The following is a 21,234-nucleotide window of genomic DNA, read 5'->3' on the forward strand; positions in this document are numbered from 1 at the left end:
CCTAACTAAAACAGGATTACTCATGTCCTTTGCTTCCCTCGGTCTCTCCGAGGCTTTAGTCCGCGCCATCGAGGCAGCGGGCTATACCGAGCCTACTCCGGTGCAACAGCGGGCCATCCCCGCCGTGTTGCAAGGTCGCGACCTGATGGTCGCGGCGCAGACAGGTACTGGTAAAACCGGTGGTTTCGCCCTTCCGATCCTGGAGCGGTTGTTCCCCAACGGTCACCCGGACAAATCCCAGCGTCATGGCCCGCGCCAACCGCGCGTACTGGTCCTGACCCCAACCCGCGAACTCGCAGCCCAAGTGCACGACAGCTTCAAGCTGTATGCCCGCGACTTGAAGTTCGTCAGTGCCTGCATCTTCGGCGGCGTTGGCATGAACCCACAGGTTCAGGCCATGTCCCGTGGCGTGGATGTGCTGGTGGCGTGCCCGGGTCGTCTGCTCGACCTGTGCGGCCAAGGCAGCGTCGATCTGTCCCACGTGGAAATCCTCGTGCTGGACGAAGCCGACCGCATGCTCGACATGGGCTTTGTCCATGACGTGAAAAAGGTCCTCGCCCGCCTGCCGGCCAAACGTCAGAACCTGCTGTTTTCGGCGACGTTCTCCCAGGACATCACCGCCCTGGCCGGCAAGCTGTTGCACAACCCGGAGCGCATCGAAGTCACGCCGCCGAACACCACGGTCGAGCGTATCGAGCAACGCGTGTTCCGCCTGGCCGCCAGCCACAAGCGCTCGCTGCTGGCGCACTTGATCACCCACGGTGCCTGGGAACAGGTACTGGTGTTCACCCGCACCAAGCACGGCGCCAACCGCCTGGCCGAGTACCTGGACAAGCACGGCCTCACCGCCGTCGCCATCCACGGCAACAAGAGCCAGAACGCGCGCACCAAGGCCCTGGCCGACTTCAAGGCCGGTTCCGTACGCATCCTGGTGGCCACCGATATCGCCGCCCGCGGCCTGGATATCGACCAACTGCCCCACGTGGTCAACTTCGAGCTGCCAAACGTCGATGAAGACTACGTGCACCGTATCGGCCGTACAGGCCGCGCCGGTCGTTCGGGTGAAGCCATCTCCCTGGTTGCACCGGACGAAGAAAAACTGCTCAAAAGCATCGAGCGCATGACCAAGCAGAAAATCGCCGACGGCGACCTGATGGGCTTCGATTCCAGCGCCGTGGAGGCCGAGAAGCCTGAAGCGCGCGAGCGTCCGGACGTGCGTAACCCGCGCAACCCACGCGGTCCGAAGGGCGATGGCCCGAACGGCGGCGGTGGCGGTCGCCGCGACAAGGGCAAAGACAAAGGCAAGGAAAAAACCGCGACCAGCAGCCGTGGCGAACGCCCGGCCCGCGAGCAAAAACCCCGTGAAGGCACCCCGGCCCGCGAACAGCGCCAGCCGAGCCAGCCGCCACGCGCCTCAGCCGACCGTGCCCCGGACGAGTTCCTTGATGACGACGTGGACAACTTCGGTAACCGTGTCGACTACGTGCCACAAGCCAAGCCCGCACAAGGCCGTGGCCGTCGCCCAGGTGCCCCGGCACAAGGCACAGGCGCAGCTGCTCCACGTAGCGGTCAGCCACAAGGCGCTCGCCAGAACGGTCCACGCAACAGCAGCGGCGGTACCACCGGCACCCCGCCTGCCAAACGCAGCGGCCCGCGCAACGGCGCACCGCGTGACGGCCAGGCGCGTCGCGAAGATTCGCGCAGCAACAACCGCCGCCCGGCACGCGACGACCAGCCTCTGTCCGAGCCAGCCGTGCAAAACCCGCGCGGTGGCCCGGCGCCGAAGATCATCCACAAGGAGTCGAAGGCTGATCGCTTCCCGACACCCGAGCAGCTGGATCAACTGCCAGGCCGTCCTCGGGGCGAAAAACCAGCGTTGCTGACACGTAACCGCTGAGTTTCAAAGCGCCATGAAAAATGCCCCGCCTCTTTCGAGACGGGGCATTTTTTTTGACTCAACACAGATCAAATGTGGGAGCGGGCTTGCTCGCGAAAGCGGCGTGTCAGTCAATGTATTTGACGACTGACACACCGCATTCGCGAGCAAGCCCGCTCCCACAAGGGTCCGCATTGTCAGACGGAAATTACTTCTGCTTCACGCCTTCCAGCGAGATGTCCAGATCAACCGTCTGCGACGTCGGGCCTGGGCCTTTCACGCCGAAGTCGTTCAGGTCGATGGTGGTCTTGGCGTTGAAGCCAGCACGTTCGCCGCCCCATGGGTCCTTGCCTTCACCGTTGAAGGTGGCCTTGAAGGTCACAGGCTTGGTCACACCGTGGAACGTCAGGTCGCCGGTGACATCAGCGGTTTTGGCGCCAGTGGATTTAACCGCGGTGGACACGAACTTCGCATCGGCAAACTTGGCCACGTCGATGAAATCTTTGCTGGCGATGTGCTTGTCACGTTCAGCGTGGTTCGACCACAGGCTGGCGGTTTTCACGTCGACTGCGATTTTGCTGGCTTCCGGCTTGGCCGAATCCCAGCTGAAGGTGCCGTCCCAATCCTTGAAGGTACCGTGAATGTAGCTGTAGCCCAGGTGGCTGATTTTCCAGTCGATGAAGGCATGCTGGCCTTCTTTGTCGATCTTGTAGTCGGCGGCCATTACCTGGCCTGCCGACAGCAGCGCGGTACCGATTGCCAGAGCAGCGAGGGTCTTTTTCAACATGCTTTCTATTCCTTGTGAGTCGAGGTTGAACATCAGGCTTTGCGCCCCAGCATTCGCGTCAGGGTCACATCACGATCAATAAAGTGGTGTTTCAACGCAGCCACGCCGTGCAAGCCGGCGAAGACCACCAACACCCAGGCGAGGTACAGGTGCACCACGCCGGCGGTGTCTGCCTGGTCCGGTAGCCCGGACACCAGGGCAGGAATTTCAAACAGGCCAAACACCGGGATACCGACACCGTCTGCGGTGGAAATCAGGTAACCGGCGATCATCACGGCAAACAACCCGAAATACAGGAACACATGGCCAAAGGCAGCGCCTGCGCGGGTCATGCGGCTGTAGCTGGCCAGCGGCGCAGGCGGCGGGCTGAGCAGGCGCCAGACGATACGCACGAGCATGACGGCGAACAGCGTAATGCCAATGCTCTTGTGCAGGTCCGGCGCCTCTTTGCGCCAGGCGCTGTAGTAGTCGAGACCGACCATCCACAAGCCCAGGGCGAACAAGCCAAACACCACCAGGGCCACGCCCCAGTGCAAGACAATACTGACCCAACCATAGCGGGCCGGTGAATTGCGTAATTGCATGTACTTAAATCCCGTAAGAGCTGCGCCCAAGACTAGCGATTTACCTATCGAATTAAAGCGAAAAATTTCGCTTTGAAATATCGAGAAATACGATCTTGAGGGTATGAAGCGTAAATTAACATCGGATTAAGGACTATCCAGGAGAAACGTGACAGACCGTCCTGTCTTTACCGCCAATTCACAGGTAATGGCTTGTGACACACGCGCCCATTGCATAGGCTTGCGCGACTGTTTTACCTGCGCAGGCCGCAGGACCGCTTCGAGGAGATCACCGATGGGCTTGAACGACCAGTGGATGCAACGCGACCTTGCGGTGCTGTGGCATCCCTGCACCCAGATGAAAGACCACCAGCAACTGCCGTTGGTCCCGATCAAGCGCGGTGAAGGCGTATGGCTGGAGGACTTTGAAGGCAAGCGCTACCTCGACGCCGTCAGTTCCTGGTGGGTCAATGTGTTCGGCCACGCCAACCCGCGTATCAACCAGCGCATCAAGGACCAGGTCGACCAACTGGAACATGTGATCCTCGCCGGCTTCAGCCACCAGCCGGTGATCGAGCTGTCGGAGCGCCTGGTGGCCATGACGCCCGCGGGCCTGACCCGCTGCTTCTATGCCGACAATGGTTCGTCGTGCATTGAAGTCGCGCTGAAGATGAGCTTCCACTATTGGCTCAACCGCGGCCTGCCGAACAAAAAGCGCTTCGTCACCCTGACCAACAGCTACCACGGCGAAACCATCGCCGCGATGTCGGTGGGCGATGTGCCGCTGTTTACCGAGACCTACAAGGCGCTGCTGCTCGACACCATCAAGGTGCCCAGCCCGGACTGCTACCTGCGCCCCGAGGGCATGAGCTGGGAAGAACACTCGCGCACGATGTTCCTGGTCATGGAGCAGACCCTGGCGGACAACCACGACAGCGTCGCCGCGGTGATCGTCGAGCCGCTGATCCAGGGCGCCGGCGGCATGCGCATGTACCACCCGGTGTACCTCAAGCTGCTACGCGAGGCCTGCGACCGCTATGGCGTGCACCTGATCCACGATGAAATCGCCGTGGGTTTCGGCCGCACCGGAACCCTGTTCGCCTGTGAACAGGCCGGCATCCGCCCGGACTTCCTGTGCTTGTCCAAGGCCCTTACCGGCGGTTACCTGCCGCTGGCGGCCGTGGTCACCACCGATGACGTGTACGACGCCTTCTACGACGACTATCCGACGCTGCGCGCCTTCCTGCACTCCCACAGCTACACCGGCAACCCGCTGGCGTGCGCGGCGGCCTTGGCGACCCTGGATATCTTCGAAGAAGACAACGTCATCGAAAACAACAAGGCCCTGGCCCAGCGCATGGCCACGGCCACCGCGCACCTGGTGGGCCACCCTCACGTCGCGGAAGTACGCCAGACCGGCATGGTGCTGGCCATCGAGATGGTCCAGGACAAAGCCACCAAGACCGCGTACCCGTGGCAGGAACGGCGCGGCCTGAAGGTGTTCGAACATGCCCTGGAACGCGGCGCGCTGTTGCGCCCGTTGGGCAGCGTGGTGTATTTCCTGCCGCCGTATGTGATTACCCCGGAGCAGATCGACTTTCTTGCCGAAGTCGCCAGCGAGGGGATCGATATCGCCACCAACAGCAAGGTCAGCGTGGCGGTGCCGAAGGACTTTCACCCAGGTTTTCGCGATCCGGGCTGATCAGGTTCACTCGACTGATCGGGTGCCTGGCCCACCGCTATCGCGGGCAAGCCCGGCTCCCACAGGTTTTGTATTTTTTCAGAGAACAGACATGAGACTGTCCCGCTTTTTCACCGACACCCCCCTGAGCCTCGGCGATCACGAGTTGCCCGAAGCCCAGGCGCATTACATCAGCCGCGTGCTGCGCATGACCGAAGGCGACGCCGTGCAGTTGTTCGACGGCTCCGGCCAGGAGTTTCGCGGCACCTTGCTGGAGGTCGGTAAAAAACGCGTCAGCGTGCAACTCACGGAAAGCCTCAAAGGCCAGGCCGAATCGCCGCTGCACATTCACCTGGGCCAGGGCCTGTCCCGGGGCGAGCGTATGGACTGGGCGATCCAGAAAGCCACGGAGCTGGGCGTCAACGCGATCACGCCGATTTTCAGCGAACGCTGCGAAGTGCGCCTCAAGGACGAACGCGCCGACAAACGCCTGCAGCACTGGCGCCAAGTGGCGATCAGTGCGTGCGAGCAATGCGGGCGTTCGACAGTGCCGGTGATTCACCCGCCGCTGTTGCTGGCGGACTGGTTGAAGCAGACCGAGGCGGATTTGAAGCTGGTGCTGCACCCCGTGGCCGAGCCGATGGTCAGCCACGCCAAGCCTGCGAGCCTGGCGTTCCTGATCGGGCCTGAAGGCGGGCTGACGGATGGAGAAGTCGAAACCGCGCAAGGCGCCGGCTTCCACGCCGCCCGTCTCGGCCCGCGCGTGTTGCGCACCGAAACCGCGCCCGTCGTCGCGCTGGCGGTCGCCCAACAGTTGTGGGGCGACTTCTAACCCTGCCTTGCAAACCCAATCAAAAATGTGGGAGCGGGCTTGCTCGCGAAAGCGGAGTGTCAGTCAAAGCAGTAGCGACTGATCCACCGCATTCGCGAGCAAGCCCGCTCCCACATTTGGATTGGGTTATCACTCGACTGGGTCACTCACCGGCTTGGCAATAATCGCCTTCAACTCGCTGGTCATCGGAAATTCCAGGTTCAAGCCCTTCGGCGGGATCGGCTGTTCGAACCAGCGCTGGTAAATCCCGTTGATTTCGCCACTGCGGTACAGGTCGCCGAGCGCCTCGTTGACCACCGCGAGAAACTGCGGGTCGTCCTTGCGCACCATGCAGCTGTAGATCTCCCGCGACTGCTCCTCGCCCACCACCACCCAGTTGTGCGGGTCCCTGGCCTTGGCACGTTCGCCGTAGAGCAGCGCATCATCCATGTAGAACGCTGCCGCACGGCCGGTCTCGAGCATCTTGAATGCCTCGCCATGGTCCTTGGCGCTGATCACAAACATAGTGCTCTCGTGTTCGGCGTTATAGCGCTTCAAAAAACGTTCGTTGGTGGTACCGGCGGTCGTCACCACATTCTTGCCCTTGAGGTCGGCGAACCCCTTGATGCCGCTGTCCTTGGCCGTCAGCAACTGGCCTTTCACATAAATAAACCCGTAGGAAAACGCCACCTGCTTCTGCCGCTCGGCGGTCACCCCGGTAGAGCCGCATTCCAGGTCGACGGTGCCGTTCTGCACCAGCGGAATACGGGTCTGTGAGGTCACCAGGGTGTACTTGGCGTTGAGGTTGGCCACCCCGGTTTTCTGCTGGATACGCTCGACGATCTTGCTTGCCAGGTCCACTGAATAGCCCATGGGTTTGCCACTGTTATCACCCACGTAGGAAAACGGCACCGACGCATCGCGATAGCCCAGGGTGATGGACTTGGCGTTGGCGATCTTGCTCAACGTGCCATCCAGGGCCGGTTCATTCGCCTGGGCCTGGGCACCCAACAAAAGCCCAAGCGCGCAGCCGGTCAATAGGATCGTTTTCATTGTTGTTCTCCTAGGTGTGTGAAGTTATTTGCGTACGGCAATCACGCTGATTTCCACCAGTACACTGGGCCGTGCCAGCTCGGCTTGCAGGGTGGTGCGCGTTGGCGCCATCCCCGGTGTCAGCCACGCGGACCACACCTCGTTCATCGGCGCGAAACCGCTGCCGATGTCCTTCAAGTAAATGGTCGCATTGAGCAGGTGATCCTTGTCGCTGCCCGCCTCGACCAACAGCGCGTCGATCCTGGCCAGCACTTCGCGGGTCTGGGTCGCCACATCCTGGCCGTCGCCCGGCACCTGGCCAGACAGGAACACCAGGTCCTTGAAGATCACGGCCCCACTGAGACGTTCGTTGCTGCTGATTCGGGTAATAGTCATGGTGGATACTCAAGCGCAGCGGGGCGTCAGGCCCTGCATATCAATGGAAGGATTGCGCTGGCCGATCAGTTCGGCGAGCAACTGGCCGCTGCCGCAGGCCAGGGTAAAACCCAAGGCGCCATGGCCCAGGTTCAGCCACAGGTTGCGGTAAGGGCTTGCGCCAATCAGCGGCACGCCGGTCGGCGTGGCCGGCCGCATACCGGCCCATTCCAGCGCACGGTCATAATCGCCGGCCATAGGAAAAGTCTCCAAAGCCTGGCGTTTGATCAAGGCCAGGCGCTTGGGCTCAAGGCCAGCGTCGAAGCCGACAATATCCACCATGGCCGCGACCCGCAGCTGTTCGCCGATGCGTGCGTAGACAATCTTGCGGTCGTAGTCGGTGATGCTTACGCTCGGCGCCTGGTGGCGCGGGCCAATCGGCACGCTCAAGCTGTAGCCCTTGAGTGGGTAAAGCGGCAGCGCCAGGCCGGGCAACCCCAGCTCGGCACTGCGATGACCCGCCGCCAATACCAGGTGCTCGACCGGCATCACTTCGCCGCCCAGTTCGATAGCCTGCACCGCACCTTCTGCATGGCGAATGCCGGTGACTTTGCGCCCCAGCACAAAGCGGCAGCGCCCGGACGCTTCAAGCCGCGCCGCCAACCGCAGGCAGAAGGCATGGCAATCCGCGACTTCCTCGTTTGGGGTATAGATGCCGCCGACAAAATCAGCGCCCGCCAGCGTCGGCTCCAGCCGCAAGCAGTCGGCGGCTGACAGCACCTGTTGCTGCACAGCGCTGACCTTGCTGCGCGCACGCTCAAAGTTGTTGGCATTGCGGAAGGTCACCAGCTTGCCGTTACGCCGCCAGTCGAAGCCCTCCAGGCGGTCGTCGCGCCATTGCTGCAAGATGCCTTGGCTCAGAGAGGCCAGGCGCAGCAAGTGGGCCGCATTGCGCTGGTTCACCGAGCCACGGCAGGCGCCGATAAAGGCCGCCATCCAACGCCACTGCTGCGGGTCGAGCCGTGGACGCAGCTTCAACGGCGAGTCACCGCGCAGCAGCCAGCCAATGGCCTGCAGCGGTACACCGGCATCCGCCAGCGGTGCGACATAGCGATACGACAGTTGCCCGCCATTGGCAAAACTGGTTTCGGTGCCCAGCGTATCGCGTGCGTCGATCACCACCACCTCATGGCCGGCCCGCACCAACGCATACGCACTGGCCAGGCCGATAACCCCACCGCCGATGATACAAACCTGCCTGGCCATACCAGCCCCCAGCCATCGATTAAGAAGTGCCAAGCGTAGACGCAGGCGGCGAGCCGCCGATAATGACTAAAGAGGGCCCACCCATAACCAAAAGCTATACACCCTGTATTCGCTGAAATCAGGCAATTTTGGGCAAAAACGCCCGAGTGTCGATGGACGTGGATTGTGCTTCGATCATTTCGGCCAGCAATTGCCCACTGCCACACGCCAGGGTAAAGCCCAGTGCGCCATGGCCGAGGTTAAGCCAGAGATTGCGAAAGGCCGTAGGCCCCACCAGCGGCAACCCGGTGGGCGTTGCCGGGCGCATGCCGGCCCATTCAACGGCAGCGTCATAGTTGCCTGCCATAGGAAAAGTCTGTCGGGCCAAGCGTTTTATTACCGACAGACGTTTGGGCTCCGGTGCGCTGTTGTAACCCACAATGTCGACCATCGCGGCGATCCGCAGTTGTGCGCCAATGCGGGCATACACGGCTTTGCGGTCATAGTCGGTAATATTGATGCTCGGTGCGGCGTGCTGCGCTTCGATCGGTACGCTCAGGCTATAGCCCTTGAGCGGGTAGATCGGCAGACGCATGGCCGGCAACAGGCTTTGACTGTTATGGCCCGCAGCCAGGATCAGATGTTCGACTGGCAGCACTTCGTCCTGAAGCTCAATAGCCACCACTGTACCAAAGGCCTCGTGGACCTTTAAGACCTTGCGCCCAAGCAGCATCCGGCATTTTCCCGAAGCTTCGAGATGCTCCGCCAGGCGCTGGCAAAACGCATGGCAATCGGCGACCTCTTCGGTAGGGTTATAGATACCTCCGATGAAATTGCCTGAATTCAGCGATGGCTCCAACCTTCGACAGTCATCGGCCGACATCACCTGTTGCTGCAAAGGGTCGCGCACTGTGCGGCGAGCCTGTTCAAAACTCTCGGCAGAACGAAAGGCCAGCAGCCTGCCGTTGCGCTTCCAGTCGAACCCTTCCAGCCTGTCCTCATGACGCCAGCTTTGCAGTGTCTCCTGACTCAGCAGCGCCAAGCGCAGAAGGTGTTCGGAGTTCGCATGGTTGACCGAGGTGCGACAGGCGCCGAGGAACTGCGCCAGCCAGCGCCACTGCGAGGGGTCCAGTCGCGGTCTCAGCTTGAGCGGCGACTCGCCCCGCAGCAGCCCGACCAATGTCTGCAGTGGCACGCCCGCATCAGCGAGCGGCGTGACATATCGGTAGGAAAGCTGACCGCCGTTGGCGAAACTGCTGGCACTGCCCAGGCTGGCTTGCCCCTCGACCAACGTGACATCCATGCCTGCACGCACCAACGCGTAGGCGGTTGCAAGTCCAACGACACCGCCACCAATGATACTTACATGCTTTGCCACAACGTCTCTCACATTTAATGAAACCAAATCGAGACTAGAGGTAAGTGACAACGCCTGAATAATGAATAAAAGTAGGTCTCCTATAAACAACGGTTATGGAAATATGCGCTTACGTCATATCGAAATCTTCCAGGCCATCCGCCAGTCCGGCTCCGTCAGCGCCGCGGCGCAGTTGCTGCATGTGTCGCAACCGGCCGTGACCAAGGTGCTGCAGCATGCCGAATTGCAGCTGGGCTTTGCGCTGTTTTTGCGCGTGCGCGGCAAGCTGCAGCCCACCCCGGAAGCCTTGGCGCTGGAAAGGGAAGTCGAGAAGGTCACCGAGAGCCTGCAAGGTGTGCGGCGCCTGGCCAAGAGCTTGCGTCGCGCGCCTGGACAAAGTGTGCGCATCGGCGCGATCCCGGCGTTGGCCATGTCGCTGCTGCCACCGGCGATCCTGGAATGGAAGCGCGACTATCCGGACATCACCTGCGAGCTGTCCAGCGACCATAGCCGCGAACTGGTGCAGAAGCTGTTGATGCGCGAGATCGACCTGGCGTTGACACTGAATTTCTCCGGTCATCCGGGGTTGACCACGCAAGTGCTGGCCAATGGCATGTTGGTGGCGTTGGCGTCGAAAGGTTATTGGTCAGAAGCCGAAGTGAGCACGCCACTGCCATTGGCCGCGTTGGCGGGCGCACCGTTGATTGGGCTCTCCAGCGCGGATCCGCTGGCAGCCAAGCTCGGCAGCTACCTGGAAAACGTCGTCCCACCGCCTTGGGTAACGATCTCGGTGCAAACCTATTCCCTGGCTCGCGCGATGGTCGAGTCCGGCGCCGGCCTGACCGTCATCGACCCCTTCACCGCCCTCGGCGCATCGACAGCCACCACCTGCATCCGCACGCTCACACCACCGTTGCCGATCACCTTGTATGCCCTGACCCGTGCCAACGAGCCACCGCCGCACATGATCGCGAACCTGCTGGAGATTTTCGGCAACCGCGCCAGTGAATTACTGGAGCGCCTGCTGCCTCAGGGTCAGAGCACGTAATGCATGATCGCCACGAAATGCAGCACGCTGCCTCCGATCACGAACAAGTGCCAGATGCCATGGGAATGGCGCAAGCGATCCTCCAGGGCAAAGAAGATGATGCCGACGGTGTACAACACCCCACCCGCCGCCAGCCAGGTAAACCCCGCCGTGCCCAGCGCGGCGAGCAGCGGCTTGACCGCTACCAGCACGATCCAGCCCATCACCGCGTAGATCACAATCGACAGGATGCGCGCCTCGGAGCGCGGCTTGATCTCTTGAAGGATACCGATCACCGCCAGCCCCCACACAATGCCGAACAGCGTCCAGCCCCATGGCCCGCGCAGCGTCACCAGGCAGAACGGCGTGTAGCTGCCGGCGATCAGCAGGTAGATCGAAAAATGATCGACCTTTTGCATGATCTCTTTACGCCGGCCCTGCACGCTGTGGTAAACGGTCGACGCGCTGTACAGCGCCATCAACGTAACGCCATAAATCGCCACGCTGACAATCTTCCAGGGGCTGCCGTCCAGGCTCGCCACCACCAACATCCACACGACGCCAATACACGCCGCGACAGCACCGAGCAAATGGCTCCAGGCGTTGAATCGTTCCCCGTGGTACATCTGCAACCGACCTCCTGTGACCAATATGGGTGGGCTGGCAAGCCTCCAGCCTTCGCCATAAGAGTGCAAGCGGCTTATGACGTTCCGAGGACGCCGAGCGCATTTGCGGGCACAATCGAACGCATTCGAACAAGAGCCCACGGCCATGCTGATCGACGAAGAATTCACCCTCAAGAAACTGGAAATCTTCCTGGCGTTCATGCGCACCGGCAACCTGGCGCGCGCCGCCGCCGAGCTGCAGACCAGCAACGTCAGCGTGCACCGCGCCATTCATTCGCTGGAAAACGCGCTGCGCTGCCCGCTGTTCAAGCACGAAGGGCGCAACCTCACGCCGCTGGAAAGCGCCTATGTATTGGAAGAGCGCGCGCAGAAACTGGTGGCCGATGTGGTCGACAGCGTACGCCTCACCCGCGAAGCCGCCGGCTTCTCCGCCGAGCGTTTCAAGCTCGGTTCGCTGTATTCGCTGACGGTCAAGACCGTGCCGCAGTTGATCATGGGGCTGAAGATCCGCCGCAGCGAACTCAACATCGACCTGATCCTGGGCTCCAACTTCGACCTGCTCTACAAGCTCAAGAACATGGAGGTGGATGCGATTCTCATCTCCCTGGATGAGCACGCCAACGACCCCGACTGCTCGCAGATCGCACTGTTCAGCGACGACATTTTCCTTGCCACGCCGGCCGACTCGCCCTTCGACCGCAATCAGGACATCGACCTGGCGCAGGTGCGCGACGCAACCTTCATCACCCTCACCCAAGGTTTCGCCACGCATCAGGATGGCAACCGGGTGTTCAAGCAGGCGGGCTTTGAGCCCAAGGTGGCGATGCAGGTGAACGACATCTTCACGCTGCTGAGCATGGTCAGTTCAGGCGTGGGTTATGCGCTGCTGCCGGGGCGGATTGCGGCGGTGTATGAGAACCGCGTGAAGCTGATACCGCTGCAACCCAGGTATCGGTTGCAGCAGCAGATTGGCGTGGTGTTCTTGAAGGCCAAGGAGCGCGACCCGAATTTGCTGGCGTTGCTGGCGGAGTGCCGGATGTATGCCAATCGCCAGGTGGCAACCTGACAAACCGCTTTCGCGAGCAAGCCCGCTCCCAAATTTTTGATTTGTGAATACATTCACTGTGGGAGCTGGCTTGCCTGCGAAGAGGCCAGATCGGTCGGCGCTTATTTGAGATCAGCCCACCAACCCACGCATGATCAAAAACAGCAAAGACGGCCCCAACAAACACCCCAACGCGGTATAAAACGCCGCCGTCAGGCAACCATAGGGCACCAGCTTCGGATCGGTCGCCGCCAGCCCACCTGCCACACCGCTGGACGTACCCATGAGCCCGCCGAAAATGACCGCGCTGCGCGGGTTATTAAGGCCGATCAGCGGTGCCACGAAGGGCGTCATCACCATCACCAGAATGGCCTTGATCAACCCGGCGGCAATCGACAGCGCCATCACCTCGGAGCTGGCGCCGATCGCCGCGCCGGTCACCGGGCCAACGATGTAAGTCACGGCACCAGCGCCGATTGTGGTCAGGCTCACCGCATCGGTGTAGCCGAACGCCATGGCGACGCCCACGCCTGCGATGAACGATGAGCCCACCCCCACGAACAACGCCAATACGCCGACATACCCTGCCCGTTTCAACTCGTCGACGCTTACGCCAAATGCGGTGGCAACAATGGCAAAGTCGCGCAGCATCGCCCCGCCCAGCAAGCCGATGCCCGACAACAACGGAATATCCACCACACCCTTGGAGCCACCGGTAAACGCACCGCCGACATAAGACAGCACCAGGCCCAACAAGATAGCGATAGCCGAGCCGTGCAGCCGGCCTTTGGTAAAGGTGTCGGATATCCAATAGGACACCCACATGGTCAGGCCGATCACGGCAAAACCACTGATCAGGCCGTAGCCGGTGATCACTTTCATCATCGATTCATACATGGCGATCACCCGGCTTCCTTGGTGGGAACAACAGCGCTTGGTTCAGCGTTGCCGATGCGCGTCAGCACCGGCACCAGGGCAAAGCCCAGGACCACCGCCACGGTGCCCGCCAGAATCGCCATGGGGCCGCCACTGATAGCCCCGTAGACGTTTTGCTGCGCCGCCATCGCCACCACGATCGGAATATAAATCGCCGCCCAGAAGCTCACGCCCGGCTCCGACTTGCTGGTAAACCAGCCGCGCTTGCTCAGGTAACTGCCCAAGCCGATCAACAGCAACATGGCGATACCCACCCCGCCGACGTTGGCCGGAATGCCCATCCATTTGCCCAGCAATTCGCCAACAAACAAGCCGGCCAGGGTACAGAACGCCAGAAACGCCACACCGTAGATAATCATTGTCGTTGTCCTCAAAGTGCTCGATCGAAATTGTTGTTTTTGTGCTTCGAAAGCCTTGGGTGGTGCTTTATCGGTGGCGGCGCTCCTCCTCTTGCAGCAGGGCCTGCAAGGTGTCCAGGCGCGCGCCTTCGCAGGCGATCACCGTGCCTTGTTCAAAGACGCGGCGTGACAGGCCGGTGAGCACGGCGCCCGGGGGCAGTTCGATTTGCAGGCGCACGCCGCGTTCAACGGCGCTTTGCACGGTGCCGCGCCAGTCGACGACGCGGCACATGTTGAAGGCCAGGTCGTCGCGCAATTGCTCGGGGTTGTGAATCGGCCGCGCGCGGGTACTGCTTATGTAGGTGATGCGCGGCGTTTTGAGCGGCACGAAGGCTTGCGCCAGCGCCTGGGCCGGTTGCTCCAGCAGCGCGCAATGGGACGGCACGCTGACGGCCAGGCGCTTGGCAACACCATTGCCCTTCACCCGGTTGGCGACCCGCTGCATGGCTTCATCGCTACCGGCGATGACGGTCTGGTTATCGGCGTTGATATTGGCCAGGTATACCGGCGTCTCGGGGCTGTGGATTTCGGCCAGCAGTGCTTCGACTGTGGATAACTCGGGACCGATCAAGGCGGTCATGCCGTAGCCCTGGGGATAAGCTTGCTGCATCAGCTCGCCGCGCAAGCTGACCAGTTTGATTGCATCCGTGAACGCCAGCGCACCGGCGATCACAGCCGCCGGGTAAGCCCCAATCGACAAGCCCGCGACGTAATCCGGGGTGTGTTGCAGCAGGCGCGCGTTGGCCACGCCGACGATCAACAGACAGAGTTGGACCGCACGGGTGCTCGCAAGGGCTTCAGCCGAATCCAATGCGCGAACGTCTTCACCCAGCGCATCACTGGCCTGCTCCAGCACCTCGGCGGGCAAGGCCTTGAGCATGCCCGGCCGTTGCGCGCCCTGCCCTGGGAACACCAAAAGGCTGCTCATGCCACCGCCTGCCAAGGATCAAGGACCAGGCGGGCACCGCTGGCGGTTTTCAACAGCACCCGGCGCGATGGACCGGCCCATTCACGCAAGGCAACGGCGCCCAACGGTGTTTGCAGTTGCATATCCACAACGCACGCGGCCTTATCCAGGGTGGCCAGGAGGTCGCGGGCATCACTGCGATCAAGCGGCCTGGGCATCCGCAGAATCAAATCCAGATCGCTTTGGGCATGCAGCGCTTCTATGCCCGTTGCCAGCTCAAAACCCGCGCTGCCCGTGACACCCCAGCTCAAAGGCGCCAACACGGGCCGCAGTTGATCGAGGGCGTGCAGTGCCGGGAGATCCCGCGTCGAGACAACCTCGCGCAACGCTTCCGGTGCGACTCGCCGCTGCACGGCGGCAATCGGCATCACGGCTGCAAAGCGCTGCTCACGCAAACGTCCGCGCACGCCCACCGCGACAAACCCCGCCGCGACCACGGCGCGACGCACGACCACCGTGCCAACCGCAACCTGTGCCCACGCGGGCGCATCAGCGGGCAAATGCGCCGGGGTCATGCCCCAGAGCAGGTCGTGGGCGTTCACCACTGTTCCCGCAGCAGTTGGCGCACATGGCTGGAGGCGGCGCGATGGGTTGCGCCGAGGCGGCCGCTCAAATCGCAGGTGTCGATATCCTTGATCGCACTCACCAGGCAATCGCTGACGCGCGCCAGGTCCTGCGGCGTGGGCTGTTCGATCTGGCTGACCGGCAGGGTTTCCCACAACAAGCCAAGGCTGGCATAGCTGTCGATGTCATAGGCCATCGGCGGCACGCTGGCGGCCAGGTTCTCCAGCTCTTCGACGCTGCGCAGGGTCACCCGCGCCGCCGACGCCTTGCCCATGGCGTGCACCATCACACCGGGGTCGCGCAGGGCGATCAGGCGGTTGGCCTGGTAGCCATGGGCGAGAAACGCCCCGGACATCGCCTTGCCCACCAGCAGCGCGATCACCGGGTGCCCGGCCAGTCGGGCGCGCGCGTAGCTGTCGGCGGCGGCCGCCAGGGCCTGGTGAATACCGAGGGCTTCTTCACGACGGCCGTAGGCTTGGCTGGGCACGTCGACGATGGCGACGATCGGGCGTTTGTCGCCTCGGGCGATGGCTTCATCAACAGCCTTGGCCAAGCCCCAGCCTTCCAGCAAGCCGACTTCGCCGTTGCGGGCCCGGGGGAAGCGGTTGTGTGCGTCGGTCACCACGGCGATAAAGCGCACGGCGTGTTCGCCCAGCGCGCCATCGGCCACTTTTAATGAGTTGGGCAAACCCGCAACGGGCGTCGCGCCGGCGCTCAAGGCGTTGAACCAGTGCAAACCTCTCATGGACGTTCTCCTTGATACAACGCGCGCACGGTCGCCGGGTCGATCTGTGGCGCAGCGTCCAGTTCGGCCAGACGCGCCAGGTAATAATCCGCTCGGCGGCTGCGTTGCTCGGCGGGCACGCCTTGTTGCAACAGCGCGCTGACGGTCTGCTGAATCTCGGCCACATCGTCCGCCACGTAACGATCGGCCAGGCCGCTGTTGAAGCGCTGTTCACCGCCGGTAAGGCTCCAGATGAACGGTCGGTCGCGCGAATCGTATTCTTCCAGGCCGGCTTCCTGCTCGATCACTTGCGGGCCATTCAGGCCCAGGCGTGCTTCGCGGGTGACCACAAGGTAGCTGCACAACCCCGCCGCGATGGACATGCCGCCAAAGCAGCCGACGCTGCCGGCCACCACGCCGATCACCGGCTGGTACTGGCGCAATTCGACAATCGCGGCGTGGATATCCGCAATGGCTGCCAGGCCGAGGTTGGCTTCCTGCAGGCGCACGCCGCCGGTTTCCAGCAGCAGTACGGCGCGGGTCGGGATGCCCTTGCGGTTGTCTTCGGCGGCCAGCTCCAAAGCACCGGCGATTTTCGCGCCGCCCACTTCGCCGAGGCTGCCGCCTTGAAAGTTGCCTTCGATGGCAGCAATGACAACGGGTTTTGCGTCGATGCTGCCCTTGGCGATCACCACGCCGTCATCGGCCTGCGGCACCACGCCCTGGCGGCTGAGCCACGGCGACATGACGCGCTGGAACGGGTCGATCAATTCGCGATAAGAACCGGCGTCCAGCAAAGCCTTGGCCCGTTGCCGCGCGCCGAGCTCAACGAAGCTGTGTTTGGTGAGCAAGTCAGTCATGGCCGATCTCCTCGAAACCCTGCTCCAGGCGTAAGCGCACCACACCGGGCGTGGCGCCGAAATCATGGATATCAATGTTCAAGGCCGGTGGCGTCTGTTCCTGGAAGATGCGTTGGAACAGGTGCTGCCAACGCTGTTCAGCGCCATTGACTGAGGTTTGCACCTGGATCGTCAGCGTGCCCGGCGTGCCTGGTTCCAGCAGCACTTCCAGGTCGCCCGAACCGACACAACCCACCAGCGCGCGGCCTTTGGGCGGTTGCCCGGCGGGGAATTCAAAGGATAGGGTTTCCATCAAGACGCTCCGTCGAGGCGGTCGATAAACAGGCAGGCGGCCAACAGGTCGGCGGCGCCGCCGGGGGAGGCATTCAGGGCCAGCAATTGGGTGTCGAGTGCGTGCAAGTGGCGGCGACCGGCAAGGGTCGCGCTGCCGCCGGCGTCCAGCACCGCCTGGGCGCCGTGTTGCATCGTCCGTAGGCCTTCCGGACCGGCGCGGTAAAGCACGCAGGTGTCGGCCAGCTCGGTCATGATCGCGAGCAAGGCATCCAGGCGCGCGTTCTGTTCGCCGGCGTTTTGCAGGCGGCTTTTGCGCAGTTGCGGCAAGCCACGTTGTACCACCGACGGGAAGCCAAGCTGGGCTTCTTCACGGGCACCGCGTGCGCCATAGCGTTGCGCGACCTGAGCGCCGTGGCTCATCGGCTGCGGGGCGAACCGGTCGTTGAGCAGCGCCAGGCGGGCTGCGTTCAGCGTAACGTCGCGTGGATCCAGGGCGGCGGCGGCGGTGAGCAGGCCGAGCGCCCAGATGGCGCCGCGATGGGTGTTTACGCCGCCGGTGGTGGCGAGCATGGCCTGCTCACCTTCACGCCCGAGACAGCCGAGGGCTTCGCGCAGGGGCAAGCCGACCTCACCGAATTCCAGCGCCGCTTCGGCCATTTCCTTGAACATCGGCCACAGCGACAACGCCGAGGCGTGCATCAGGCCCAGGTGCAGATCGTTGTGAGCGCCGTTGCCACGCCGGTCAACCAAGGCAGGTTTGGGCGACAGGTCGGCTTCATCGATCAGCGCATCAACGGCTATATCGGCCAGGCGATCCGCCAGGGTGAGTTCATGCAGTTTAAGGGCGCGCATTTACCAACTCCTGAACTTGGCGGGCGGGTTGTACAGGCCACCGGACCACTCCACCAGGTCGGCCACACTCTTGGCGGCCAACAGCTCGCGGGTGGCGTCGGTGCGGCGGATCCCTAAGTCTTCGGGGAGGGCGATCAGGCCTTCGCGGCGCATGCGTGCGGTGTCCTTGGGGTTGTGGCGCAGGCCGATGGCGGTCACCCCGGCGACGGCGGCGATCATCGCCTGGCGCTCCTCGAGGGAGCGCGCCTTGTACAGGTAGGCGATGCCTTCTTCGGTGAGCAAGTGAGTTACGTCGTCGCCGTAGATCATGATCGGCGCCAGCGGCATGCCGCTCTTGCGCGCCACTTCCACTGCGTCGAGGGTGTCGACGAACGTGGGCTTGCCGCCTTCCTGGAAGGTCTCGACCATTTGCACCACGAGTTTTTTGCCGCGTTCCAACAACGCTTCGGGCGCATCATCGTGGCGCATGTCCAGCCAGGCGGGCGTGCCGTGACGGCGACCGCGCGGGTCGTGGCCCATGTTCGGCGCACCGCCGAACCCGGCCAGTCGGCCGCGGGTCACCGTGGAGGAATGCCCGTCACCGTCGACTTGCAGGGTGGCGCCGATAAACAGGTCCACCGCGTATTGGCCGGCGAGTTGGCAGAACATCCGGTTGGAGCGCATCGAGCCATCGCGGCCGGTGAAAAACACATCCGGGCGTGCGGCGATGTAGTTTTCCATGCCCAATTCGGTGCCGAAGCAATGCACGCTCTCGACCCAACCGCTTTCGATGGCGGGGATCAGCGTGGGGTGCGGGTTGAGGGTCCAGTTGCGACAGATCTTGCCCTTCAGACCCAGGGATTCGCCGTAGGTGGGCAGGATCAGTTCGATGGCGGCGGTGTTAAAGCCAATGCCATGGTTGAGCGACTGCACGTTGTGTTTTTCGTAGATGCCCCGGATCGCCATCATCGCCATCAGCACGTGCACCGGCTTGATGTGGCGCGGGTCGCGGGTGAACAGCGGTTCGATGTAGAACGGCTTGTCGGCCACCACCACAAAATCCACCCAGCTCGCCGGAATGTCGACGCGAGGCAAATCCGTCACGTCGTCCACCAACTGGTTGACCTGCACGATCACAATGCCGTCGCTGAAGGCAGCGGGTTCGATCAGTGCCGGGGTATCTTCGGTGCTGGCGCCGGTGTAGATGTTGCCGGCGCGGTCGGCCACGAAACCGGCGGACAGCACCACGTTGGGGATCAGGTCCACCACCAGCCGGGCGTAGAGTTCGATGTAAGTGTGGATCGCGCCGATTTCCAGCAGGCCGTCTTCCAGCAACTGGCTGATGCGCAAGGATTGGGTGCCGGCGAAGGAAAAGTCGAGCTTGCGGGCGATGCCCTTTTCAAACAGGTCCAGGTGCTCGGAACGGCCGACGCTGGGCATGATCATGTGCAAATCGTGGAGCTTGCCCGGGTCGGCCTTGACCAGGGAGCGCGAGAGGAAGTCGGCTTGCTTCTGGTTGTTGCCTTCCAGCACCACGCGGTCGCCGGGGAGGATCAGCGCTTCGAGGGCCTCGACGATTTTGTCACTGGGCAGCACCGCCCCGTCTGCAAATTGCCTGACCAGCCCGAGCCGGCGCTGCTTCTCGTCGCGCCGCCGCGTCCAGCGCGAGTCGGGGGTGATTGTTGTTGTCATGGTCGCTCCACGGATTTGCTGTCGTGGGGCTTACCTTAGGAGCGATTGAGGGGGCCATCAATCAAGCTGGACGTTTGACTGTTACGCCTGGGTTAATGATGGCTCAATTAACACGGGGCGTTCAGACCCTGCGCCATTCGCTGCGATGGAACCATAGGGTCCTGAAAAACGCCAACCCCGCAAAAACGTGCAACCCCGACACGGCCGCCCAACTCCAATCCCACAGCCCTGACAGCGCCTGCGCGTAAACCGGTAACAGCAGCACGAGCAACGCCACCAGCGCGCACGCACCCACTTGCTCCCAGTTTCTCAAGCGACTGGGGCGGGACGCTATCGCGTAACCCAACAATGCGCCCAGACACACAATCAGCAGGCTCAGCAGGTCATGCTCGCCGACCGGAGGCCACCCCAGCAGGTTGAGCGGCAGGCAGACCGCGAACAGGGTGAACGAGCAGATCGCGACATACACAAAAGCGTACTCAAGCGCATCCAGCAGACGATCACGGATAAACCCACGAGCCTGTTTATCCTCTTCCGGTGTGGGTCCTTGGGAAATCGCCACCGCCAGCAGACCCGACCCGAGACCGCCCAGGGTCATGACCACGAAATTGCTCACAACGCCTTTGATTGCCTTATCGGCACCCATCAGCTTGAGGCTTTCGAGGTACACCAGAATAAACACCGCGCCCGCGGTGGCAATCATGAAGCCCCACAGCTTCCCCCGGTTGGACTGCACGTTCATGGTTACCACCGCAGTGAACACCAGCACGCCAAACCACATCAGCAGCGTGCCGGTAAAACGGTTGAGGTTGTACAGCCAGGCAAACCCATCCAAAAGCCACATTGCGTCGATACTTCTGTCGAAAAACTCCATTGGCTATCGGCAGTGGGGCGAGGATCTTTACGATGGGGGGAGCAAGTGTTCCGTGGCTCGTCGCGATTGCCCAAGACGCCCTCCCCACACTTTGACCCAGTCACCCCCACTGATCGCTAGCCAACAGGTCCTCCGCATTTCCCGGCAAGGTGGTGCCGCCGTCAATCAAAATGTGGGAGCGGGCTTGCTCGCGAAGGCAGGGTGTCAGGCCATGCAACTATGACTGACCCACCGCATTCGCGAGCAAGCCCGCTCCCACATTTGCCCTGTGGTGTTTGTTAGATAGCAGTTCCATTAAGGGACCGATCAGTCCCTTTTTGGGACCACCTCCGGCGATGGGCTGACTTGCTCCAACGCCCTGTCGACCAACAATTGTCCGAACTCAGCCATTTGCTGAATCCCCAGCATGATTGCGCGCTGGGAAGCATCCAGGTCGAAAGCCAGGTTGCAGGTGAGTGCGTTGAGGGAGGACAGGGTTTCGCTGGCATTGACCAGCAGGGTTTCGGTGGTTTGGTGGGGGGTTACGGTGAAAAGGGGCGGATTGGGGGTAGGTTTGACCATGATTTACAGCTCCGATATGTGATGGAGACTGCCCTCTTCCGCTTGCACGCAAATAAGGTGGCAGCCGTGCGCAGGTGTGCAAGACCGGGCATATCGGACCCCGGCAGACCCCGAGGGATCTCCCACGCA

The 21,234-nt window shown here is 62.3% G+C and carries 23 protein-coding genes; 5 read left to right on the forward strand and 18 right to left on the reverse strand.

Annotation, left to right across the window (positions count from 1 at the left end):
- Positions 1-22: 22 nt before the first annotated feature.
- On the forward strand, positions 23-1,897 hold the full coding sequence (locus KVG91_RS11270; protein WP_169378954.1) for a DEAD/DEAH box helicase: 1,875 nt from the start codon (positions 23-25) through the stop codon (positions 1,895-1,897).
- 187 nt (positions 1,898-2,084) lie between these two features.
- Here the strand turns inward: KVG91_RS11270 and KVG91_RS11275 are convergent, their stop codons facing one another.
- Together KVG91_RS11275 and KVG91_RS11280 are read right to left on the reverse strand one after the other, a co-directional pair.
- Complete coding sequence (locus KVG91_RS11275) at positions 2,085-2,663, reverse strand: YceI family protein (RefSeq protein WP_169377472.1); 579 nt, start codon at positions 2,661-2,663, stop codon at positions 2,085-2,087.
- 32 nt (positions 2,664-2,695) lie between these two features.
- Positions 2,696-3,247, reverse strand: coding sequence for a cytochrome b (locus tag KVG91_RS11280; RefSeq protein ID WP_169377471.1), 552 nt, complete (start codon positions 3,245-3,247; stop codon positions 2,696-2,698).
- Between the two features lie 274 nt (positions 3,248-3,521).
- On the opposite strand from KVG91_RS11280, the gene KVG91_RS11285 reads away from it, so the two are divergent.
- Together KVG91_RS11285 and KVG91_RS11290 are read left to right on the forward strand one after the other, a co-directional pair.
- Positions 3,522-4,928, forward strand: a complete 1,407-nt coding sequence (locus KVG91_RS11285) for an adenosylmethionine--8-amino-7-oxononanoate transaminase (RefSeq protein WP_169377470.1) — start codon at positions 3,522-3,524, stop codon at positions 4,926-4,928.
- 91 nt (positions 4,929-5,019) lie between these two features.
- Entirely contained in the window at positions 5,020-5,739 is a 720-nt protein-coding gene (locus tag KVG91_RS11290) for a 16S rRNA (uracil(1498)-N(3))-methyltransferase (protein WP_169377469.1), read from the forward strand.
- Between the two features lie 129 nt (positions 5,740-5,868).
- Here KVG91_RS11290 and KVG91_RS11295 read toward each other — a convergent pair whose 3' ends face one another.
- From KVG91_RS11295 to KVG91_RS11310, 4 genes are all read right to left on the reverse strand, one after another.
- Positions 5,869-6,771: a transporter substrate-binding domain-containing protein gene (locus KVG91_RS11295; RefSeq protein WP_169377468.1), complete on the reverse strand. Its 903-nt coding sequence runs from the start codon at positions 6,769-6,771 to the stop codon at positions 5,869-5,871.
- Positions 6,772-6,795: 24 nt separating this feature from the next.
- Positions 6,796-7,146 (reverse strand): RidA family protein, encoded by a 351-nt coding sequence (locus tag KVG91_RS11300; protein ID WP_169377467.1) that lies wholly within the window; start codon positions 7,144-7,146, stop codon positions 6,796-6,798.
- A 9-nt stretch (positions 7,147-7,155) separates the two neighbouring features.
- Positions 7,156-8,391 (reverse strand): D-amino acid dehydrogenase, encoded by a 1,236-nt coding sequence (locus tag KVG91_RS11305; protein WP_169377466.1) that lies wholly within the window; start codon positions 8,389-8,391, stop codon positions 7,156-7,158.
- Positions 8,392-8,509: 118 nt separating this feature from the next.
- Positions 8,510-9,748: a D-amino acid dehydrogenase gene (locus tag KVG91_RS11310; RefSeq protein ID WP_169377476.1), complete on the reverse strand. Its 1,239-nt coding sequence runs from the start codon at positions 9,746-9,748 to the stop codon at positions 8,510-8,512.
- Positions 9,749-9,851: 103 nt separating this feature from the next.
- On the opposite strand from KVG91_RS11310, the gene KVG91_RS11315 reads away from it, so the two are divergent.
- Entirely contained in the window at positions 9,852-10,775 is a 924-nt protein-coding gene (locus KVG91_RS11315; RefSeq protein WP_169377465.1) for a LysR family transcriptional regulator, read from the forward strand.
- Here KVG91_RS11315 and trhA read toward each other — a convergent pair.
- On the reverse strand, positions 10,763-11,380 hold the full coding sequence (trhA, locus tag KVG91_RS11320; protein WP_169377464.1) for a PAQR family membrane homeostasis protein TrhA: 618 nt from the start codon (positions 11,378-11,380) through the stop codon (positions 10,763-10,765). The genes KVG91_RS11315 and trhA overlap by 13 nt on opposite strands.
- Before the next feature lie 145 nt (positions 11,381-11,525).
- Between trhA and KVG91_RS11325 the strand changes: the two genes are divergently transcribed.
- Positions 11,526-12,446: a LysR family transcriptional regulator gene (locus KVG91_RS11325; protein ID WP_169377463.1), complete on the forward strand. Its 921-nt coding sequence runs from the start codon at positions 11,526-11,528 to the stop codon at positions 12,444-12,446.
- Between the two features lie 111 nt (positions 12,447-12,557).
- On the opposite strand, the gene madM is transcribed toward KVG91_RS11325, so the two are convergent.
- From madM to KVG91_RS11380, 11 genes are all read right to left on the reverse strand, one after another.
- The gene (gene madM, locus KVG91_RS11330; RefSeq protein ID WP_049713463.1) at positions 12,558-13,322 is read right to left on the reverse strand and encodes a malonate transporter subunit MadM; all 765 of its coding nucleotides are present in this window, start codon (positions 13,320-13,322) and stop codon (positions 12,558-12,560) included.
- 5 nt (positions 13,323-13,327) lie between these two features.
- Entirely contained in the window at positions 13,328-13,720 is a 393-nt protein-coding gene (gene madL / locus KVG91_RS11335) for a malonate transporter subunit MadL (protein WP_169377462.1), read from the reverse strand.
- A 67-nt stretch (positions 13,721-13,787) separates the two neighbouring features.
- Positions 13,788-14,687, reverse strand: a complete 900-nt coding sequence (mdcH, locus tag KVG91_RS11340) for a malonate decarboxylase subunit epsilon (protein ID WP_169377461.1) — start codon at positions 14,685-14,687, stop codon at positions 13,788-13,790.
- Complete coding sequence (locus tag KVG91_RS11345; RefSeq protein ID WP_169377460.1) at positions 14,684-15,271, reverse strand: malonate decarboxylase holo-ACP synthase; 588 nt, start codon at positions 15,269-15,271, stop codon at positions 14,684-14,686. Before KVG91_RS11345 ends, mdcH begins: the two co-directional genes overlap by 4 nt.
- Positions 15,265-16,035, reverse strand: a complete 771-nt coding sequence (gene mdcE / locus KVG91_RS11350; RefSeq protein WP_169377459.1) for a biotin-independent malonate decarboxylase subunit gamma — start codon at positions 16,033-16,035, stop codon at positions 15,265-15,267. The genes KVG91_RS11345 and mdcE overlap by 7 nt, the downstream gene beginning before the upstream one ends.
- Positions 16,032-16,874, reverse strand: a complete 843-nt coding sequence (locus tag KVG91_RS11355; RefSeq protein WP_169377458.1) for a biotin-independent malonate decarboxylase subunit beta — start codon at positions 16,872-16,874, stop codon at positions 16,032-16,034. The genes mdcE and KVG91_RS11355 overlap by 4 nt, the downstream gene beginning before the upstream one ends.
- On the reverse strand, positions 16,867-17,166 hold the full coding sequence (locus tag KVG91_RS11360) for a malonate decarboxylase subunit delta (RefSeq protein ID WP_076953165.1): 300 nt from the start codon (positions 17,164-17,166) through the stop codon (positions 16,867-16,869). Before KVG91_RS11360 ends, KVG91_RS11355 begins: the two co-directional genes overlap by 8 nt.
- Positions 17,166-17,999 carry a triphosphoribosyl-dephospho-CoA synthase gene (locus tag KVG91_RS11365; RefSeq protein ID WP_169377457.1) on the reverse strand — a complete coding sequence of 278 codons (834 nt, stop codon included), beginning with the start codon at positions 17,997-17,999 and terminating at the stop codon, positions 17,166-17,168. The genes KVG91_RS11360 and KVG91_RS11365 overlap by 1 nt, the downstream gene beginning before the upstream one ends.
- Positions 18,000-19,670: a malonate decarboxylase subunit alpha gene (mdcA, locus tag KVG91_RS11370; protein WP_169377456.1), complete on the reverse strand. Its 1,671-nt coding sequence runs from the start codon at positions 19,668-19,670 to the stop codon at positions 18,000-18,002.
- 121 nt (positions 19,671-19,791) lie between these two features.
- Positions 19,792-20,514, reverse strand: a complete 723-nt coding sequence (locus tag KVG91_RS11375; RefSeq protein ID WP_169377455.1) for a hypothetical protein — start codon at positions 20,512-20,514, stop codon at positions 19,792-19,794.
- A 336-nt stretch (positions 20,515-20,850) separates the two neighbouring features.
- Positions 20,851-21,105, reverse strand: a complete 255-nt coding sequence (locus KVG91_RS11380; protein ID WP_169377454.1) for a DUF6124 family protein — start codon at positions 21,103-21,105, stop codon at positions 20,851-20,853.
- Positions 21,106-21,234: the final 129 nt, after the last annotated feature.

Origin of the sequence: Pseudomonas azadiae (assembly GCF_019145355.1) — a bacterium.
GTDB classification, from domain to species: Bacteria; Pseudomonadota; Gammaproteobacteria; order Pseudomonadales; family Pseudomonadaceae; genus Aquipseudomonas; species Aquipseudomonas azadiae.

Bases quoted from the DNA above. Each gene is read 5' to 3' on its own strand.
- KVG91_RS11365 (WP_169377457.1), bottom strand. From the start codon at position 17,999: ATGCGCGCCCTTAAACTGCATGAACTCACCCTGGCGGATCGCCTGGCC.
- KVG91_RS11290 (WP_169377469.1), top strand. From the start codon at position 5,020: ATGAGACTGTCCCGCTTTTTCACCGACACCCCCCTGAGCCTCGGCGAT.
- KVG91_RS11295 (WP_169377468.1), bottom strand. From the start codon at position 6,771: ATGAAAACGATCCTATTGACCGGCTGCGCGCTTGGGCTTTTGTTGGGT.
- KVG91_RS11270 (WP_169378954.1), top strand. From the start codon at position 23: ATGTCCTTTGCTTCCCTCGGTCTCTCCGAGGCTTTAGTCCGCGCCATC.
- KVG91_RS11315 (WP_169377465.1), top strand. From the start codon at position 9,852: ATGCGCTTACGTCATATCGAAATCTTCCAGGCCATCCGCCAGTCCGGC.
- trhA (WP_169377464.1), bottom strand. From the start codon at position 11,380: ATGTACCACGGGGAACGATTCAACGCCTGGAGCCATTTGCTCGGTGCT.
- KVG91_RS11375 (WP_169377455.1), bottom strand. From the start codon at position 20,514: ATGTGGCTTTTGGATGGGTTTGCCTGGCTGTACAACCTCAACCGTTTT.
- KVG91_RS11355 (WP_169377458.1), bottom strand. From the start codon at position 16,874: ATGACTGACTTGCTCACCAAACACAGCTTCGTTGAGCTCGGCGCGCGG.
- mdcA (WP_169377456.1), bottom strand. From the start codon at position 19,670: ATGACAACAACAATCACCCCCGACTCGCGCTGGACGCGGCGGCGCGAC.
- mdcE (WP_169377459.1), bottom strand. From the start codon at position 16,035: ATGAGAGGTTTGCACTGGTTCAACGCCTTGAGCGCCGGCGCGACGCCC.
- KVG91_RS11300 (WP_169377467.1), bottom strand. From the start codon at position 7,146: ATGACTATTACCCGAATCAGCAGCAACGAACGTCTCAGTGGGGCCGTG.
- KVG91_RS11305 (WP_169377466.1), bottom strand. From the start codon at position 8,391: ATGGCCAGGCAGGTTTGTATCATCGGCGGTGGGGTTATCGGCCTGGCC.
- KVG91_RS11280 (WP_169377471.1), bottom strand. From the start codon at position 3,247: ATGCAATTACGCAATTCACCGGCCCGCTATGGTTGGGTCAGTATTGTC.
- KVG91_RS11380 (WP_169377454.1), bottom strand. From the start codon at position 21,105: ATGGTCAAACCTACCCCCAATCCGCCCCTTTTCACCGTAACCCCCCAC.
- KVG91_RS11325 (WP_169377463.1), top strand. From the start codon at position 11,526: ATGCTGATCGACGAAGAATTCACCCTCAAGAAACTGGAAATCTTCCTG.
- KVG91_RS11360 (WP_076953165.1), bottom strand. From the start codon at position 17,166: ATGGAAACCCTATCCTTTGAATTCCCCGCCGGGCAACCGCCCAAAGGC.
- KVG91_RS11275 (WP_169377472.1), bottom strand. From the start codon at position 2,663: ATGTTGAAAAAGACCCTCGCTGCTCTGGCAATCGGTACCGCGCTGCTG.
- mdcH (WP_169377461.1), bottom strand. From the start codon at position 14,687: ATGAGCAGCCTTTTGGTGTTCCCAGGGCAGGGCGCGCAACGGCCGGGC.
- KVG91_RS11285 (WP_169377470.1), top strand. From the start codon at position 3,522: ATGGGCTTGAACGACCAGTGGATGCAACGCGACCTTGCGGTGCTGTGG.
- madM (WP_049713463.1), bottom strand. From the start codon at position 13,322: ATGTATGAATCGATGATGAAAGTGATCACCGGCTACGGCCTGATCAGT.
- madL (WP_169377462.1), bottom strand. From the start codon at position 13,720: ATGATTATCTACGGTGTGGCGTTTCTGGCGTTCTGTACCCTGGCCGGC.